Source organism: Nocardia sp. NPDC005366 (genome assembly GCF_040606855.1).
In the GTDB taxonomy this organism is placed as follows: domain Bacteria; phylum Actinomycetota; class Actinomycetes; order Mycobacteriales; family Mycobacteriaceae; genus Nocardia.
Genome location: NZ_JBEXFQ010000019.1, coordinates 1 through 15,071 on the forward strand (window position 1 = coordinate 1; position 15,071 = coordinate 15,071).

At 67.3% G+C, this 15,071-nt stretch carries 16 protein-coding genes; 6 read left to right on the top strand and 10 right to left on the bottom strand.

The window, feature by feature from the left end:
- Window positions 1–101: 101 nt before the first annotated feature.
- The 3 genes from ABZS43_RS21640 to ABZS43_RS21650 all read right to left on the bottom strand — a co-directional run bounded on the left by ABZS43_RS21640 (window position 102) and on the right by ABZS43_RS21650 (window position 3,421).
- On the bottom strand, window positions 102–968 hold the full coding sequence (locus ABZS43_RS21640) for a carbohydrate ABC transporter permease (protein ID WP_355037867.1): 867 nt from the start codon (window positions 966–968) through the stop codon (window positions 102–104).
- Window positions 969–1,047: 79 nt separating this feature from the next.
- Window positions 1,048–1,992 carry a sugar ABC transporter permease gene (locus ABZS43_RS21645; RefSeq protein WP_355037868.1) on the bottom strand — a complete coding sequence of 315 codons (945 nt, stop codon included), beginning with the start codon at window positions 1,990–1,992 and terminating at the stop codon, window positions 1,048–1,050.
- Window positions 1,993–2,119: 127 nt separating this feature from the next.
- A complete protein-coding gene (locus ABZS43_RS21650; protein ID WP_355037725.1) occupies window positions 2,120–3,421 on the bottom strand; it encodes an ABC transporter substrate-binding protein in 1,302 nt (433 codons plus the stop codon).
- A 172-nt stretch (window positions 3,422–3,593) separates the two neighbouring features.
- Here ABZS43_RS21650 and ABZS43_RS21655 point away from each other — a divergent pair, with 172 nt between their 5' ends.
- Window positions 3,594–4,436: a DUF2786 domain-containing protein gene (locus ABZS43_RS21655; RefSeq protein ID WP_355037726.1), complete on the top strand. Its 843-nt coding sequence runs from the start codon at window positions 3,594–3,596 to the stop codon at window positions 4,434–4,436.
- A gap of 103 nt (window positions 4,437–4,539) precedes the next feature.
- Window positions 4,540–5,058 carry a TIGR04338 family metallohydrolase gene (locus tag ABZS43_RS21660; protein WP_355037727.1) on the top strand — a complete coding sequence of 173 codons (519 nt, stop codon included), beginning with the start codon at window positions 4,540–4,542 and terminating at the stop codon, window positions 5,056–5,058.
- Window positions 5,059–5,082: 24 nt separating this feature from the next.
- Here the strand turns inward: ABZS43_RS21660 and ABZS43_RS21665 are convergent, their stop codons facing one another.
- A complete protein-coding gene (locus ABZS43_RS21665) occupies window positions 5,083–6,051 on the bottom strand; it encodes an o-succinylbenzoate synthase (protein ID WP_355037728.1) in 969 nt (322 codons plus the stop codon).
- 115 nt (window positions 6,052–6,166) lie between these two features.
- On the opposite strand from ABZS43_RS21665, the gene ABZS43_RS21670 reads away from it, so the two are divergent.
- Window positions 6,167–6,457, top strand: a complete 291-nt coding sequence (locus ABZS43_RS21670; RefSeq protein WP_355037729.1) for a hypothetical protein — start codon at window positions 6,167–6,169, stop codon at window positions 6,455–6,457.
- A gap of 39 nt (window positions 6,458–6,496) precedes the next feature.
- Here ABZS43_RS21670 and ABZS43_RS21675 read toward each other — a convergent pair whose 3' ends face one another.
- Window positions 6,497–7,666 carry an acetyl-CoA C-acyltransferase gene (locus ABZS43_RS21675; RefSeq protein WP_355037730.1) on the bottom strand — a complete coding sequence of 390 codons (1,170 nt, stop codon included), beginning with the start codon at window positions 7,664–7,666 and terminating at the stop codon, window positions 6,497–6,499.
- A 113-nt stretch (window positions 7,667–7,779) separates the two neighbouring features.
- Between ABZS43_RS21675 and ABZS43_RS21680 the strand changes: the two genes are divergently transcribed.
- Window positions 7,780–8,289 (top strand): helix-turn-helix domain-containing protein, encoded by a 510-nt coding sequence (locus ABZS43_RS21680; protein ID WP_355037731.1) that lies wholly within the window; start codon window positions 7,780–7,782, stop codon window positions 8,287–8,289.
- 57 nt (window positions 8,290–8,346) lie between these two features.
- On the opposite strand, the gene ugpC is transcribed toward ABZS43_RS21680, so the two are convergent.
- From ugpC to ABZS43_RS21700, 4 genes are all read right to left on the bottom strand, one after another.
- Entirely contained in the window at window positions 8,347–9,438 is a 1,092-nt protein-coding gene (ugpC, locus tag ABZS43_RS21685) for a sn-glycerol-3-phosphate ABC transporter ATP-binding protein UgpC (protein WP_355037732.1), read from the bottom strand.
- 116 nt (window positions 9,439–9,554) lie between these two features.
- Window positions 9,555–10,343 (bottom strand): SDR family NAD(P)-dependent oxidoreductase, encoded by a 789-nt coding sequence (locus ABZS43_RS21690; RefSeq protein WP_355037733.1) that lies wholly within the window; start codon window positions 10,341–10,343, stop codon window positions 9,555–9,557.
- A 124-nt stretch (window positions 10,344–10,467) separates the two neighbouring features.
- On the bottom strand, window positions 10,468–10,968 hold the full coding sequence (locus tag ABZS43_RS21695; RefSeq protein ID WP_355037734.1) for a nuclear transport factor 2 family protein: 501 nt from the start codon (window positions 10,966–10,968) through the stop codon (window positions 10,468–10,470).
- A 37-nt stretch (window positions 10,969–11,005) separates the two neighbouring features.
- Complete coding sequence (locus tag ABZS43_RS21700; RefSeq protein ID WP_355037735.1) at window positions 11,006–12,061, bottom strand: zinc-binding dehydrogenase; 1,056 nt, start codon at window positions 12,059–12,061, stop codon at window positions 11,006–11,008.
- A gap of 159 nt (window positions 12,062–12,220) precedes the next feature.
- Between ABZS43_RS21700 and ABZS43_RS21705 the strand changes: the two genes are divergently transcribed.
- Complete coding sequence (locus tag ABZS43_RS21705; RefSeq protein WP_355037736.1) at window positions 12,221–12,841, top strand: TetR/AcrR family transcriptional regulator; 621 nt, start codon at window positions 12,221–12,223, stop codon at window positions 12,839–12,841.
- Here ABZS43_RS21705 and ABZS43_RS21710 read toward each other — a convergent pair.
- Window positions 12,831–14,087, bottom strand: coding sequence for a serine hydrolase (locus ABZS43_RS21710; RefSeq protein WP_355037737.1), 1,257 nt, complete (start codon window positions 14,085–14,087; stop codon window positions 12,831–12,833). The genes ABZS43_RS21705 and ABZS43_RS21710 overlap by 11 nt on opposite strands.
- Window positions 14,088–14,221: 134 nt before the next feature.
- On the opposite strand from ABZS43_RS21710, the gene ABZS43_RS21715 reads away from it, so the two are divergent.
- Complete coding sequence (locus tag ABZS43_RS21715; protein ID WP_355037738.1) at window positions 14,222–15,016, top strand: LLM class F420-dependent oxidoreductase; 795 nt, start codon at window positions 14,222–14,224, stop codon at window positions 15,014–15,016.
- Window positions 15,017–15,071: the final 55 nt, after the last annotated feature.

A 15,071-nucleotide genomic window follows, 5' to 3' on the forward strand; every position in this document is an offset into this window, starting at 1 on the left:
GTCCGAGTGGTCGAAGCGCATGCGCCGAAGGCGCGAGTCTCGACCACTCGGACGCGAGACAATGGGGGCCGCGAACCCGCGGCCCCCGGGCCGCAGAAATCTCAGCTCTTGACGCCGCCCGCGGTGAGGCCGGAGATGATGCGGCGCTGGAAGATGAGCACCATGATGACGAGGGGGATGGTGACGATGGTGCCCGCCGCCATGATGGCCGCGTAGGGCTGGACCAGTGGGTTGTTACCGGAGAATCGCGCGATGGCGACGGTCACCGGTTCGGTGCTGCTGCTGGAGAGCAGCCGGGCCAGCAGGTATTCGTTGACCGCGGCGATGAACGCGAGGATCGCGGTGGTGAAGACCGCGGGCGCGGCCAGCGGCAGCATCACCAGCCGGAATGCCTGCGCTTTGCTCGCGCCGTCGATGCGGGCCGCTTCTTCCAGTTCCCACGGCAGTTCGGCGAAGAACGAGGCGAGGATGTAGACGGTCATCGGCAGCACGAACGAGATGTTCGGGATGATCATCGCCTGGTATTCGCCGATCCAGCCCAGGTTGGTGAACAGCTGGAACAGCGGGGTGACCAGGACGACCACCGGGAACATCGACGCGCTCAGGATCAGTCCCGAGACCGCGTAGCTTCCTTTGAAGGTGAGTCGTGCCAGCGCGTAGGCGGCGAAGATGCCGATCACCAGGGCGATCGCGGTCGTGATCGAGCCGATGATGAGGCTGTTGACCAGTGCTTTGCCGAAGTCGTTGCCGCGGCTGGTGTCGAACGCGTTGCGGAAATTCTCCAGCGTGACGTGCGTCGGCCACGGGGTGTTGTCGAAGGTGTAGTCGGGGTCGCGGAACGCGGTGACGGCCATCCAGTAGAACGGGGCGAGTCCCCACACCAGCACGATCAGTACGCCGAGGTACAGGCGCACGGTGCCGAGTTTCTTGGTCCACGGAACCGGTCGGGCCGAGGCGGTCTTGGTCATGGTCGCCATCAGTGCGCCTCCGATGTCTTGAGGGACACCCGCACCCGGTCGGGCGGGACGACCGCTGCGAGAGTGTGGCTCATCCCGCCCTCCGCTGGTCTTCCTGGGTGCGAACCGCGTTGGCGCCGAGCACCTTCACCAGGACGAACGCGATCGCGAAGATCAGCAGGAAGGTGAGGGTGGACAGCGCGGCGGCGCTGTTGGGTCCTTGGCGCACCTGATCGACGACCAGGATCGATACCGTGCGGGTCGAGGGGTTGCCCAGCGTCATGATGGCGGGCAGGTCGTACATGCGCAGCGCGTCCATGGTGCGGAACAGCACCGCGACGAGCAGTGCCGGTTTGAGCAGCGGCAGCGTGATCTGGGTGAACCGCTGCCAGGCGCTGGCGCCGTCGACCTTGGCGGCCTCGTAGACGTCGGCGGGGATCACCTGCAGACCGGCGAGCAGCAGCAGCGCCATGAACGGCGTCGTCTTCCACACGTCGGCGACGATGACCGCGAACCGGGAGGGCCATTCATCCGAGGTCCACAGGATGTGGGTGCCGAGCACCCGGTTGACCACACCGTCGTACTGGAACATGAACTCCCACAGCCGCGCCGTGACCGCGGTCGGAATCGCCCATGGGATCAGCACCGCCGCGCGCAACAGCGCCCGGCCGCGGAAGGTTTTGCCCATCACCATGGCCATGCCGAGACCGATGCCCGCTTCCAGCGCGACCGTGGCCACGGTGAAGAACAGCGTGACCCCGATCGCCATCCAGAACTGCGAGCCGAGGGTGCCCGTAGGGCAGGAGACCGTTTCCCCGCTCGCCTGGCACTGCTGCAGCAGCCAGTGCGTGTAGTTCGAGAAGCCGGCGCCGCCGCCTTCGACGAACATGCCGGTGGCGGGGTCGAGGCCCTGGTCCTTCTGGAAGGACATCCACAGCGCCCTCGCCACCGGATATCCGATGACGACCACGAGTGCGATCAGTACCGGGGCGACCAGTAACCAGGCTTTACCGGATTTGCGTAATTCCAGCGCTATGCGTTCACCGAAACCGCGTTTACGCGGAAGGAATTCGTCGTTCGGCACGCGTGTAGCCGTTCCCGAAGGATCCGACACCGTTATCTCACTCCTACGGGCTGGTCGGGTCCGCTGCTGTGCGCACCGCTTACGATCCGGCCGTCTCGATGCCCTTTTGCATACCGGCGATCGCCTCGTCGACGGACTTGTTTCCCTTCAGCGCAGCATATGCGTTGTCCTGGATGGCCTTCGACACCGCCGGGTAGAACGGCGTCACCGGGCGCGGTACCGCGCTGGCGATCGAATCCTTGAGCGCGGGCAGGTAGGGCATCTTCGCGATCAGCGCCGGATCGTCGTACATCGATGCGCGCACCGAGGGCAGGGCGCCAGAGGCGATGATGTGCTGAGCGTCCTCGCTGATGAGGAAGCGGAGGAAGTCGAGCGCGGTGGCCTTGTTCTTGGAGAACGCGCTGATGGCGGCGTTGTAACCACCGAGGGTCGAGGCGCCGACACCGTTCTCGCCCGGCAGCGGCGCGACGCCGAACTTATCCTTCACCGAGGAGGATTCGGCGCCGACGTCACCGAAGGTGGACGGCCAGGAGCGCAGGAACATCAGCTGCCCCGTCGCGAAGGCATTGCTGGATTCGGGCTCCTTGAAGGTGATGGCCTCCGGCGGGATATCACCGTTCTTGAAGGCGTTCACCAGGGTGCTCAGCCCCGCCTTGGCCTGTGGGCTGTTCACCGTGGGGGTTTTGCCGTCGGGACCGACGAAGGTGCCACCGAAGGCGTTGATGACCTCGGAGGTGTTCACCGTCAGACCCTCGTAGGGCGCGAACTGGCCCGCGTAGCAGCCGATGTTGTTGTCCTTGGCGATCTGGCACTGGCCGAGCATCTCCGCCCACGTCTTGGGCGGGTTCGGGACCAGATCCTTGCGGTAGAACAGCAGGCCGCCGTTGGTATTGCGCGGTGCGGCGTAGAGGGTGTTGTTGTAGGTGGCGCTGGCGACCGGGGGCGAGAGCAGCGTCGAGGTGTCGATCGCGAAGGAATCCTTCAGCGGCTGGATCCAGCCCTTGGCGGCGAATTCGGCGGTCCACGGCACATCGAGCGCCACCACGTCGTAACCGGACTGCTTGGAGCGCATGTGCTCGACCAGGTCGTCGTACTGCTGCGAGGCGTCGTTGGACTGCTCTTTGAATGTCACCTGCTCGTCGGGATGTGAGGCGTTCCAGCGCTCGATGAGCTGCTTGACCGCGCCCGTCTCGGTGGTGTCCTTACCCTCGACGTAGGTGATCGGGCCACGTCCGGTGAGGTTCTGGCCGGTGGGATTGCCGCCGCTGTCGCTGGAGCATGAACTGGTGAACGTCGCCGTCAGCAGCGCCACCGACACGGCCGCCAGCGCGGCCCGCGGTACGAGCGACGAACGTAGGGACGACACCCTCTTCAAAGCCATCGAGGACACACTCCATTGGTTACGACGTGAGCAGCGGCACACCCTGGCGGTGCACAACGCAAGATACATCGTGTTCACCTGGCGTGCCCGATTACTCCATCGTTTCTGTGGTGAGACATACCCGCACCGGGCCGGGCACTGTGCGCTGTCGCGACGATTACCCTGAGGGGCGATGACTGCGCCGAACACGGGTTCCGACCGGATGCTCACGCGGATCGGCGGGTTGCTGCGCAAGGCCGAATCCACCGATAACGAACACGAGGCCGAAGCCTTCCTCGCCGCGGCACAGCGGCTGGCGACCCGTTCCTCCATCGATATCGCGGTGGCTCGCGCGCATGTGGCCGGGCGGGAACGCAGGTCGACGCCCACCCAGCGGATCATTCCGATCGGCGAGCCCGGTAAGAAGGGGTTGCGCACCTACGTGCAGTTGTTCGTGGCGATAGCGTCGGCCAACGATGTGCGCTGCGATGTCGCGCGCACCTCGACCCAGGTCTACGCCTTCGGCTTCGATTCCGATATCGATACCTGCGAGGCGCTCTACGCCAGTCTGCTTGTGCAGATGGTGCGCGCGTCGGATCACTACATCAAATCCGGGCAGTACCGCTCGGCCACGGTGGACAAGATCGTCATCGAGAAGAAGTGGGGACGACGGGTGCGGCGGCGGGTGCAGGCGCCGGTGGCGGCGGTGACAGCCCGGCTGAATTTCCAGATGGCCTTCGCCGCGCGCGTCGGACGCCGACTCGCCGAGGTGAAATCGGAGGTCGAGGCCGAGGCGGTCACCTCGGAGACGGCGACAGGGACGGCACTGGCCCTGCGTGACAAGGAACTCGAGCTCACCGACTTCTACGCCAGCACCTCCGAGGCGCGCGGTACGTGGCGTGGGCCCCAGGCGTCGGCGGGGCATTCCGCGGCCGCGCGACAGGCCGGTGATCGGGCGGGTAAGGCCGCGCGGCTCGGCGCGTCGCCGGAACTGGGCGCTGCCCGTGGACAGTTGACCGAGGGCGGCCAGGGATGAGTCCGCTGCGGACCGCGTGCCGCCGTCTGGTGTCGGTGCGACCGATGCGGGCGGGTGCGGTCGAGGATCGCGGCGTGCCGCACCGGGCGCGGGGCCACCGACCGTGAGCGTGCGAGACATCCAGCGCGCCAAGGTCTACGACGCCGAGCGGTTGGTGCGCGGGATGTTCGATCGCGCCGACCGAGCGGGCAGTCGCACGGTGGAACTGTACGGTTCGCGGATCACGCTGCCGATCGAACGCCGTTTCGCCTCGGTGGCATCGGTTCAGGTCTATGCTGACAAGGTGCTCGCGCTCAATTGGGTACGGGCGCAATGGGATAGAGCCTCGGTCCCCCTGCGGGTGCGGTCGCGTGCCGGAGCGGCCGCCGCGCACTACGAGGTCGCCGACGCGGTCTTGGCGGTGCCCCTGCATACCGGCGGGACCGCGTGGGCGTTACGTGAACTGGTCGTGCTGCACGAACTCGCGCATCACCTGGAACCCGCCACCGCGACCGCGACCGTCGCGCCGCACGGCCCCGAATTCTGTACGCGCTACGTGGAATTGGTCGACGGTGTGATCGGTCCCGAGGCCGCGCTCGTACTCAGGACGTCGCTGCTCGGCTGCGGGGCCCGCTTCTGTTGACCGTCTCGTGGGCGAATCGCCACGTCACAATGTGTCGAGCAATGCCCGAACCCGCTCGAAACGGTCGCGCCACCACCTGACCCGCTCTTGATCCGGATGCCGGAACCGTCGCAGCAGTGCCGGATCCGGTGACGGCGGCGTCCTCGGCACGGACAGGAACCCGTCGACCGGACGCAGCGATTCGGCGACCACATCCCCGTCGAACAGCGAGATCGTGCCGAGTCCGCACGCGAAGTCGAGTTCGGGCAGCGCCCCCGCCAGCGCGAGTTGGGCGCTCAGCCCGACGCTGGTCTCCAAGGCGGAGGAGACGACACAGGGCAGTCCCGCGGCCTCGGCGACCCGCAGTGCTCGCCGGACACCGCCGAGGGGTGTGCATTTGAGTACCGCGATATCGGCCGCGCCCGCGACCGCTACCCGCAGCGGATCCTCCGCGCGCCGGATCGACTCGTCGGCGGCGATGCGCACATTCACCTTGCGGCGTACCTCGGCCAATTCCTCGATGGTCCGGCAGGGCTGCTCGACGTATTCCAGACCGCCTGCCGCACGGTCGATCCTGGTGATATTCGCGATGGCGGTGGCGACATCCCAGACCGCGTTGGCATCGACCCGCAGCGCGCCGTCCGGTCCAAGCGCGTCGCGGACCGCTTCGACCCTGTCCAGATCCTCCGAGAGTGAATCCGGGTGATCGGCGACCTTCACCTTGGCGGTGCGACACCCGGAGTTCGTGACGATCTCGTGCGCGCGCCGCGCGTCTACGGCCGGCACCGTGCAGTTGATCGGGATCCGGTCGCGCACCGGTTCCGGCCATCCGTCGCCGACCTGTTCCATCGCGGTCGCCAGCCAGCCCGCGGACTCCCTGTCGTCGTATTCGGGGAACGGGCAGAACTCTCCCCAGCCGAGCGGGCCGGGGATCAACATCCCCTCCCGCACGGTGATGCCACGGAAACGCGTGCGCAGCGGTATCGCGTAGACAACGGGCTCGGTGTCGCTCATCGGCTCTCAGCCTACGGCGGCCGGGAAAGTCCGGATCGGCGGTGCGCGACCGCCTCGGTTGTCATGCTGGGGTATGCGGTCGGATCGGCGGGGTGGACTGAGCGATATCGTCAGGGTGGCAACGGCTTCGGCGCTGGCATTCGTTGTCGGCGGACTGATTCTGGCCGCCATACCCGTGTACGACGCGGTCGAGCGGGCGCCGGGCGGGAGCGCTCGATATCTGCCACTCGCCTACGTGGTCGCGTGGTCGGGGGTCGTGTTCTCGGCGGTGGTGGCCGTCGAGCGGGTGCTGGCACGGGTCCGGGCGCGTCGTCCGATCGGGTGGGCACCGATCGTCGCGGTGCCGTTGCTGGTCGAATCGTGGCTGGCCGGATTGCTGGTGGCGCTGGTGGTGGTCTCGATATGACGGTGGTACCCGCCTCGGAAGACGGGTACCACCGTGTTCTCATAGTCGCTCGATGATGGTGGCGTTGGCGAGACCGCCCGCCTCACACATGGTTTGCAGGCCGTAGCGCGCGCCGCGCTCGCGCATGGCGTGGACCAGCGTGGTCATCAGCCGTGCGCCCGACGCGCCGAGCGGGTGGCCGATGGCGATGGCGCCGCCGTTCACATTGACCCGTGAGAGATCAGCGCCGGTGTCCTGTGCCCAGGCCAGGACCACGGGGGAAAACGCCTCGTTGATCTCCACGAGGTCGATATCGGAAAGTTGGAGTCCGGCGCGCCGCAACACCTTCCTGGTCGCTGGGATGACGGCGGTCAGCATCAGCAGCGGATCGTCGCCAGCCACCGCGAAGCTGTGCAGCCTGGCCAGCGGCTTCAGGCCGAGTTCGCCGGCTCGTTCGCTGGTCATGATCAGCACGGCGGCGCTGCCGTCGCTCACCTGGCTCGCGCTCGCCGCGGTGATCCGCCAGCCGATTTCGGGGAAGCGGGCTGCCATCGCCTCGTCGTAGTAGGCCGGGCGCAGCTTGCCGAGGGTTTCCAGGGTGCTGCCCACCCGAATGCCCTCGTCGGTTTCCAGTCCCGCGATCGGGGCGAGTTCGCGGGCGAAAGCGCCGTTCTTCGTCGCCAGGGCCGCCTTCTCGTGGCTGGCGAGGGCGAATTCGTCCAGCCGCGTGCGGGTAAGACCCCAACGGGCCGCGATCAATTCGGCGCTGATGCCCTGCGACACCAGTCCCTCCGGGTAGCGGTCGGCGAAGGCCACGCCGGAGAAGTCACCACCGCCGATCATGCTCGCGCCCATCGGAATTCGGCCCATCGACTCCACGCCCGCCGCGACCACGATGTCGTAGGCGCCGGAGATGACGCCCTGCGCGGCGAAGTGGATGGCCTGCTGGGAACTGCCGCACTGGCGGTCCACCGTGGTGGCGGGTACCGATTCCGGATAGCCCGCGGCCAGTGCCGCGCGGCGGGTCATATTGGCGCCCTGTTCGCCGACCTGGGTGACGATGCCACCGATCACGTCGTCGATGAGGGCGGGATCGATGCCGGTGCGGTCGACCACTTCGCGCAGGCTGTGCGCGAGCAGGTCGACGGCGTGCACATCGTGCAGCGCGCCGTTCGGCTTACCTCTGCCGATCGGGGTGCGTACCGCCTCGACGATCACCGCGTCTCTCATGGTGCTTCCTCTCGGAGGGCGAGTCCGGCTGCTCTACCTGACTCTATTGTCCTATAGCTAAGGTAACACCTAGATATAGTCGACTCAAGCCAGAGTTTGCTATGATGTGCGTCATGGCAGCCGTGATGGAAGGACCGTTGGCCGATCTGAGTTCGTGGAAACCCGAGGCGTGCTCCATCGCGAAGGCGATGGACCTGATCGGCACCCGCTCCGCGATCCTGATCCTGCGCGAGGCCTATTACGGCACCCGCCGCTTCGACGGCTTCGCCTCCCGCGTCGGCATCACCGACGCCGCGGCGAGTGCGCAGCTGCGCAAACTCACCGACGCCGGCCTGCTCGCCAAGCGGCCGTATCAGGAAGAGGGCAAGCGGACCAGGCACGAATACGTGCTCACCCAGATGGGCCGCGACCTGCTACCCGCGTTACTCGCGCTGATGCAATGGGGTGACGCCTACCTGCAACCCGGGCCCGCCCCGCTGCTGCTGGTGGAGGAAGCGACGGGCGCTCCGGTGCGGGTGGAGGTGCGCAGCGCGACGGGTAAGGAGATCGCGCTGGAAGAATTGGGGGTGCGCCTCAACGAGGAGTATGTGCGTGCGATGCGGGGCGCTCGCGATGACGCGTGACCCGTCCACGCGACACGGTGCGGGAGGCCGCACCGCGCCTCCCGCACCCACGACGGGTCAGTTCAACCGGCTGCCGTCGGAAGCGGAGAAGAAGTAGATGTGCTCCGCGACGGTCGCCAGGTGCATCCGCGCGCCCTTGGTCGGCGGGTTGCGCCAATCCGCCCGCGCCACAATGGTTTCGCCCGCGCCGTTGAGCTGACCCGCGGCGACGGTGCGGCCGTAGATGTAGGCGTCCGAGCCCAGCTCCTCCACCACGTCGACCTCCATCTCGATCCCCTCGGCATCCCCGCCGCCGAATTCGAAATGTTCGGGGCGGATGCCGACGACGACCGAACCCTCACAGATATCGGCCACCGAACGCGGCACCGGCAGCGTGTACCCGCCCAGCGTCACGCTGCCGTTGTGCACCGGCATCGTGAACATGTTCATCGCGGGCGAACCCATGAATCCGGCGACGAAGGCGTTGGCGGGATCGCGATACAACTCGCGTGGGCTCGCGCACTGCTGCAGCAGCCCGTCCTTGAGCACGGCGACGCGATCGCCCATGGTCATCGCCTCGACCTGGTCGTGGGTGACGTAGACGGTGGTGGTGCCGAGGCGGCGCTGCAACTGCGCGATCTGGGTGCGGGTCTGCACACGCAATTTGGCATCCAGATTCGACAGCGGTTCGTCCATGAGGAATACGTGCGGCTGGCGCACGATCGCCCGGCCCATCGCCACGCGCTGGCGCTGACCGCCGGACAGCGCCTTCGGCTTGCGGTCCAGATAGGGCTCCAGATCCAGCAGCTTCGCCGCCTCCAGTACTCGTTGCTGCTTCTCCGCCTTGGCGACCTTGGCGAGTTTGAGCGCGAACCCCATATTCTCCGCGACGGTCATATGCGGGTAGAGCGCGTAATTCTGGAACACCATCGCGATATCGCGATCCTTGGGTTCGGCGTCGGTCACATCCCTGTCGCCGATCAGGATGCGCCCGCCGTTGACCTCTTCCAGGCCGGCGAGCATACGAAGCGATGTCGACTTCCCGCAGCCGGACGGCCCGACGAGAACAAGGAATTCACCGTCGTTGATTTCCAGATCCAACTGGTCGACGGCCGGTTTGGTCGAACCGGGGTAGAGCCGGGTGGCGCTGTCGAAGGTCACCGTTGCCATGAAGAATTCACTTCCCATCACCGGCAGGAACGTGCCGGACGATCCGAGTACAGGGCTGGTCGGCGATCCTAACGGATGCGCGCGTCGCGATAGCGTGGAGTCGGCCGACTCGGTGGTCAGGCTTGCGACGCGCCTCGGCTCATGGCCAGGACGGCGTCGCGGCGGTTCATCGCGCCCAGCGGCGAACCGCCTGTCGGGTTCGCGCCCCAGATCCAGGTGGGCCCGTCCGAGAGGTGGTCCAGCGCGACCGCGGCGACGTCATCGGGGTCGGCGAGCTCGCCGAGCGGCTCGCCGCTGGCATCGAGGACCCGGTGCATCGACGGGGTGTCGGTTCTACCGAGGACGAGTCCGAGGACGTCGACTCCGCTGCCACGCCATTCGGCCCACAGGCTTTCGGCCAGAATGAGATCGAATGCCTTGGTGGCCCCGTAGGCGGCGAGAGCGGCCCCGCCCGCCCACGCCGCGCCCGAGGTCACCAGGACCATGGCTCCCCGTCCCCGCGCGACCATGGGAGCGCCGAACCGGTAGGCCGCTTCGAGCACGGCGGTGCAGTTGCGGTTGACCAGGTTCAGGTGGGTATCGAGGTCCTTGTCGAGAAAGGCCGCGCTGCGATCGTCGCCGCCCGCGTTGTAGACGAACAGACCGACCTCCACATCGGAGGTGTGCCGCGCGAGTTCGGCGACGGCGGCGGGAGCGCTGAGATCGAGTGCGAGCGTGCGGACTTCGACGCCGTGCCGGGCGCGGACCGTGTCGGCGAACGCCTCGAGCACGGGGATCCGCCGCGCTACCAGCACGACGTTCATCCCGCGCGCCGCCATGGCATGGGCGAACGCCGCGCCGACACCGTCGGAACCACCGGCGACGACGCCCCACGGTCCGTACTTGTCGCTGAGAGTCCGGTTCATCGAAGGAGTCCTTTCACGGTGGGCGGAAGCGGGTGCGGCCGAGTCGGCGCGGGTCGACCTGTGGAATGCGGTGTCAGGAGTTCGCGCGCCGACCGGACGCATCGGTGCGCCCGGTCCCGGGTAGTCACGCCGAACCGTCCGGCGGAGCGAGCATCTCGCGATGTGCCGCCGTGCCGTCGAGGTTGGCGTTGATTCGTTCGGCGATGCGCCAGCCCGCCGAGGTCCGCACCCACCGCCAGGTATTCGCCGAGACCCTGGCCACCCAGAATCGGTCGGCTTCGGCGTCCCACCGGATATTGAGGGCATAGCCGCGACCGGTCGCGGTGTCACCGTCGACGACGATATGCGGGACCGTCAGCACGTGGCCGCATCCGTTGCGGATCAAACTCTGATGGCCGCCGGCGACCATGGCGACAATGTCGTCGCGTCCCTCCATGCGCAGCTGTCCGGCCACATCGAAGACGCCGTCCTCGGTCCACAGCGCCGCTGCGGCCTCGCCCGAACCGCTGTCGACAGCGGGGCCGTACTGGGCGACCAGTTGCATGATCTCGACCCGGTCCTCCAGGGCGCGCACCCGGGCGGCCAATGTCGCGACCATGGCGCGCAGTTCGTCGGTCTCGGTCATCCCTGTGCCTCCCCGTGGTACGTCCGTGCCGACCGGTTCACGGCACGACGACTATGCGCGCCGGGCCGTTCGCGTCGCGGGCGGCGTCGAGCGCCTCGGGCACCTCGTCGAGTCCCACCGTCCGGCCGAGCATCGGCGACACGTCGAGATCCCCCGAGCACACCGCCTCGAACGCCTCGTCCCAGTGGACGGGTAACGGGCCGCCGCCGAATTGGATATTCAAGCCCTTGCGTTTGGCGATCATGGTGTGCAGATGCTCGCCCTCGGGCGGACCGCCGACCGAGAAGATGCGGGTGTTGCGCTCGCACCCCTTGATGATCGAGTCGAGAACCCCTGGGAGACCGACACATTCGAACACCACGCAACCGGGAAGTCCGGTCGCCGCCATCATCTCCCCCATGGATGCGGCGGACGCCGTCGCCATCTCGCGCCACGCCTGATAGGGAGAGATCTCGGCGGGATCGATCACCATGTGCGCTCCCATGGCACGTGCGGTCGCCCGGCGCGATGCCACGAAATCGACGGCGACGATGGGGCCGACGCCCATGCGTGCGAGGTTCGCGATCACCGATAACGCGATCGCGCCGCACCCGATGACCAGCGGCACCTCCTTCGTCGTCACCCGAGCTCGCGCCGCGGCCGACCAGCCGACGGAGATCCCGTCCGCGACGCACACGACCTCGCTGGGCAGATCCGACCTCACCACATGGGTGATCGCCGCGTCCAACAGCAGGTATTCACCGAAACCGCCGGGCGAATCCGGATTCTGGCCGATGATCCTGCGGCGCCCGCCGACGGAGAGAATCGGCAGTGAACTCACCCGCGTCCCCACCGGAATCCGACGGTCGGTGCCGGGGCCGTAGTCGATGACCTCGGCGCAGAGCTCGTGCCCCATCACGATGTCCACATCCTGGTCGTAGGTCGCCATCCCGGTGTCGTCGTACGCGCCCGCCTCCGGATGGTCCATGAAATGCAGATCCGACGCGCAGATACCGCACGCGAGCGACCGAACCAACAGCTGCCCCGGCCCGGGAACCGGATCATCGATCCCTCTGGTCTCGACCCGGCCGCTCCGCAATACCGCAGCGCGCATCGGCTTCACCCTCTTCTTCTTTCGGATACGGTCCGCATCCCTGTTCGCACTGTAGCCACACTTTTCGATTTATAGAAGACCGTCTCCTGAATCAATACAGGAGACTCCCTCCTCGAAAGAGGGAACGGATGTCTCCGATCCGGCTACTACGATCGCCATATGACCGAACCGCCCCGCCGCCCCGGCCGCCCACGGGATACCAGCATCAACGAACGCGCGGTCGAGACGACACGTGAACTTCTGGTGGAACAGGGTTTCGAGGCGACGACCATCCAGGCCGTGGCGGATCGGTCCGGCGTGCACGCCTCGGCGATCTATCGACGCTGGCCGTCACGGATCGAGCTGATCGAGGAGGCCGCGTTCCCCGGATTCGACCCGCGCCAGGTCCGGCCGACCGGAGATCTCCGACGCGATGTGCGTCGCTTCATCCGCGCGTATATCGCGGCGTTCACCACCCCCGTGGCACGCGCGGCCGCCGCGGGCCTGCTCGCCCACCGCCAGACCGCGAGCGGGCTGCCGGTGCCCGAGCTCTTTCCGCGGGTATCGGCGCGACCGCAATTCCTCGATATCCTGCGCGCCGCCCCGCCCGGCGCCGTCGACCCCGCGGTCGATCCTGACGACGTATTCGACATGCTGCTCGGCGCTGTGCTGGTCCGCACGGTGGCGTATCCGGCCATCGCACGGCACCGGCCCATCGAGCGCACGGTCGAGATGATCCTGCGCCTGCTTGTGCCTGCCGACGCCACCGGCGCCGGCCACTCCCGGATGACTACGGCCTGAACAGGCGATCGGCGGGCGCGAGCCGGCCGATGGTGTCGGAGATCTGGGCGACCAGACGCCAGGGGCGGGTGGTGTCCGTGGTGGATTTCCCGCTGGTGAGGATCGCGCCCGCGAGGCCGCGGTCCGGATCGGCCCAGCCGTACTGGGTGGTCAGGCCGCTGCGGCCGAAATGGGTCTGCGTGTCGCGGCCGAATTTCGATCTGCGGCCGCCCAATTCGAAACCCGCGCGGCTGACTCTGCCCGCGACGCCGGGCAGCCACGGCGCGGGGGCGACGGCGGCGCGCAGGGTTTCGGGCTCGATGATCCGGACACCGTCGAGTTCGCCTCCACGGGAAAGGATCTCGTAGAAGCGTGAGAGTTCGTACGCGGTGGTGACGAGATTTCCGGAAGGAAGTTCGGCGGTGAGGAACGAGGCGGTCGAGGCGTCGGATCGCGACTCCCTGCCCATGCCGCCGCCGAGTGCCTTGCGCGCAACGAACATCGACAGCCGGGAGGGATCGGGACCGGTTTTGACGCCGGGCACCACCTTGTCGACATCGGCGGGGTCGACGCCGAAATTGGTCCAGCGGAAACCCAAGGGGGCGAGCACTCGTTCGCGCAGGTGTTCGCGCATTCGTTTGCCGGTGGCCCGCTGCACCAGCAGGCGCTGGATGAGTCCGCTGGTCAGCGCGTGATAGACGCGGAAACGGCCGGGCGGCCAACTGGGGACGAGATCGGCCAGTCCGCGTACGGCGAGTTCCTCGTCGACGATCAGCTGGAAACCTCGATGGGGTTTGGTGACGAACGGAACGCCCGCGGCATGCGACAGCACATGGCCGATCGTTATCGCCGACTTGCCGTTGGCCGCGAATTCCGGAATATATTCGGCCACAGGATCTTCCAGACGGAACGCGCCCTGTTCGATCAGCATGAACATCACCGTGGCTGCCACGCCCTTGGCCGTCGAGAAGCCGCAGAACGGGGTATCGGGGGTCGCGAGCACCTTCTCCGCGTCGGGTGCGTCGCGCGGGCCGTTGCCCCAGCCGTGTCCGATGGTGCGGTTCACAAGGAGATGTCCGTCGCGACGCAGGCAGATCTGGATCGCCGGGGTCGTGCCGAGCCGGTACCACGACTGCACCGAGGCCCACAGTGATTCGATATCGGCGCGGGTCAGCCCGGCCTCGGCCGGGTCGTCCTCGTGGCCGACCGTCGTCACCGAATCCAGATCGGGTGCCACGGTCACCGAGGTGTCGGGAAGTGCCTTCACCTCGGCGATCATATCGACCGGACCTGATCGGCAGCTGAGTGTCCGCCGCCCCTCACCCGCGTGCGATCGCCGGGCCCGATGACGATCACCGGTAGCCTCGATCGGAGAACCCACCGAGTGACGAGGAGCACCACATGAGTCGTCCTGTTCGTATCGGAGTTCAGCTGCAACCCCAGCACGCGCCACAGTACGGACTCATCCGCGACGCGGTTCTGCGCAGCGAGGACGCGGGTGTCGACATCGTGTTCAACTGGGACCACTTCTTCCCGCTGAGCGGCGATCCGGCCGGTGCGCATTTCGAATGCTGGACCATGCTCGGCGCGTTCGCCGAGCAGACCGAACGGGTGGAGCTAGGCGCGCTGGTCACCGGTGGCGGCTACCGCAACCCGGATCTGCTCGCCGATATGGCCCGCACCGTCGACCACATCAGCGACGGCCGCCTGATCCTCGGCCTCGGCGCGGGCTGGTTCCAGCGCGACTACGACGAGTACGGCTACGACTTCGGTACGCCCGGCACCCGGCTGGCGCTGCTGAAGGAGAATATGGAACGGCTGACCACCCGCCTGAAGCGGTTGCATCCGCTGCCGACGCGGAAGATTCCCATCCTCATCGGCGGTGGCGGCGAGAAGAAGACCCTGCGCTTGGTCGCCCGGTACGCCGATATCTGGCACACCTTCGCCGACCTCGATGTCCTCGCGCACAAGAACAGGGTGCTTGCCGATCACTGCGCGGCTGTCGGCACCGATCAGGCGCGTATCGAGCGTTCGGTGCAATGGCCGGGGGCGGAGCGGGCGGCGGAATTCGTGTCCGCGGGTGTCACGACCTTCACGGTCGGCGTCAGCGGGCCGTCCTACGACCTGGATGAGGTCGTGGGGGCCGTGCGCTGGCGCGACGAGACGAACCCCGAGCCGGTCACCGGAATCGCCTGATCCACCGTCGCGTGCGGCCGCTCCGCGTCGGATCCGTGTCGGACCGCGTCATTCG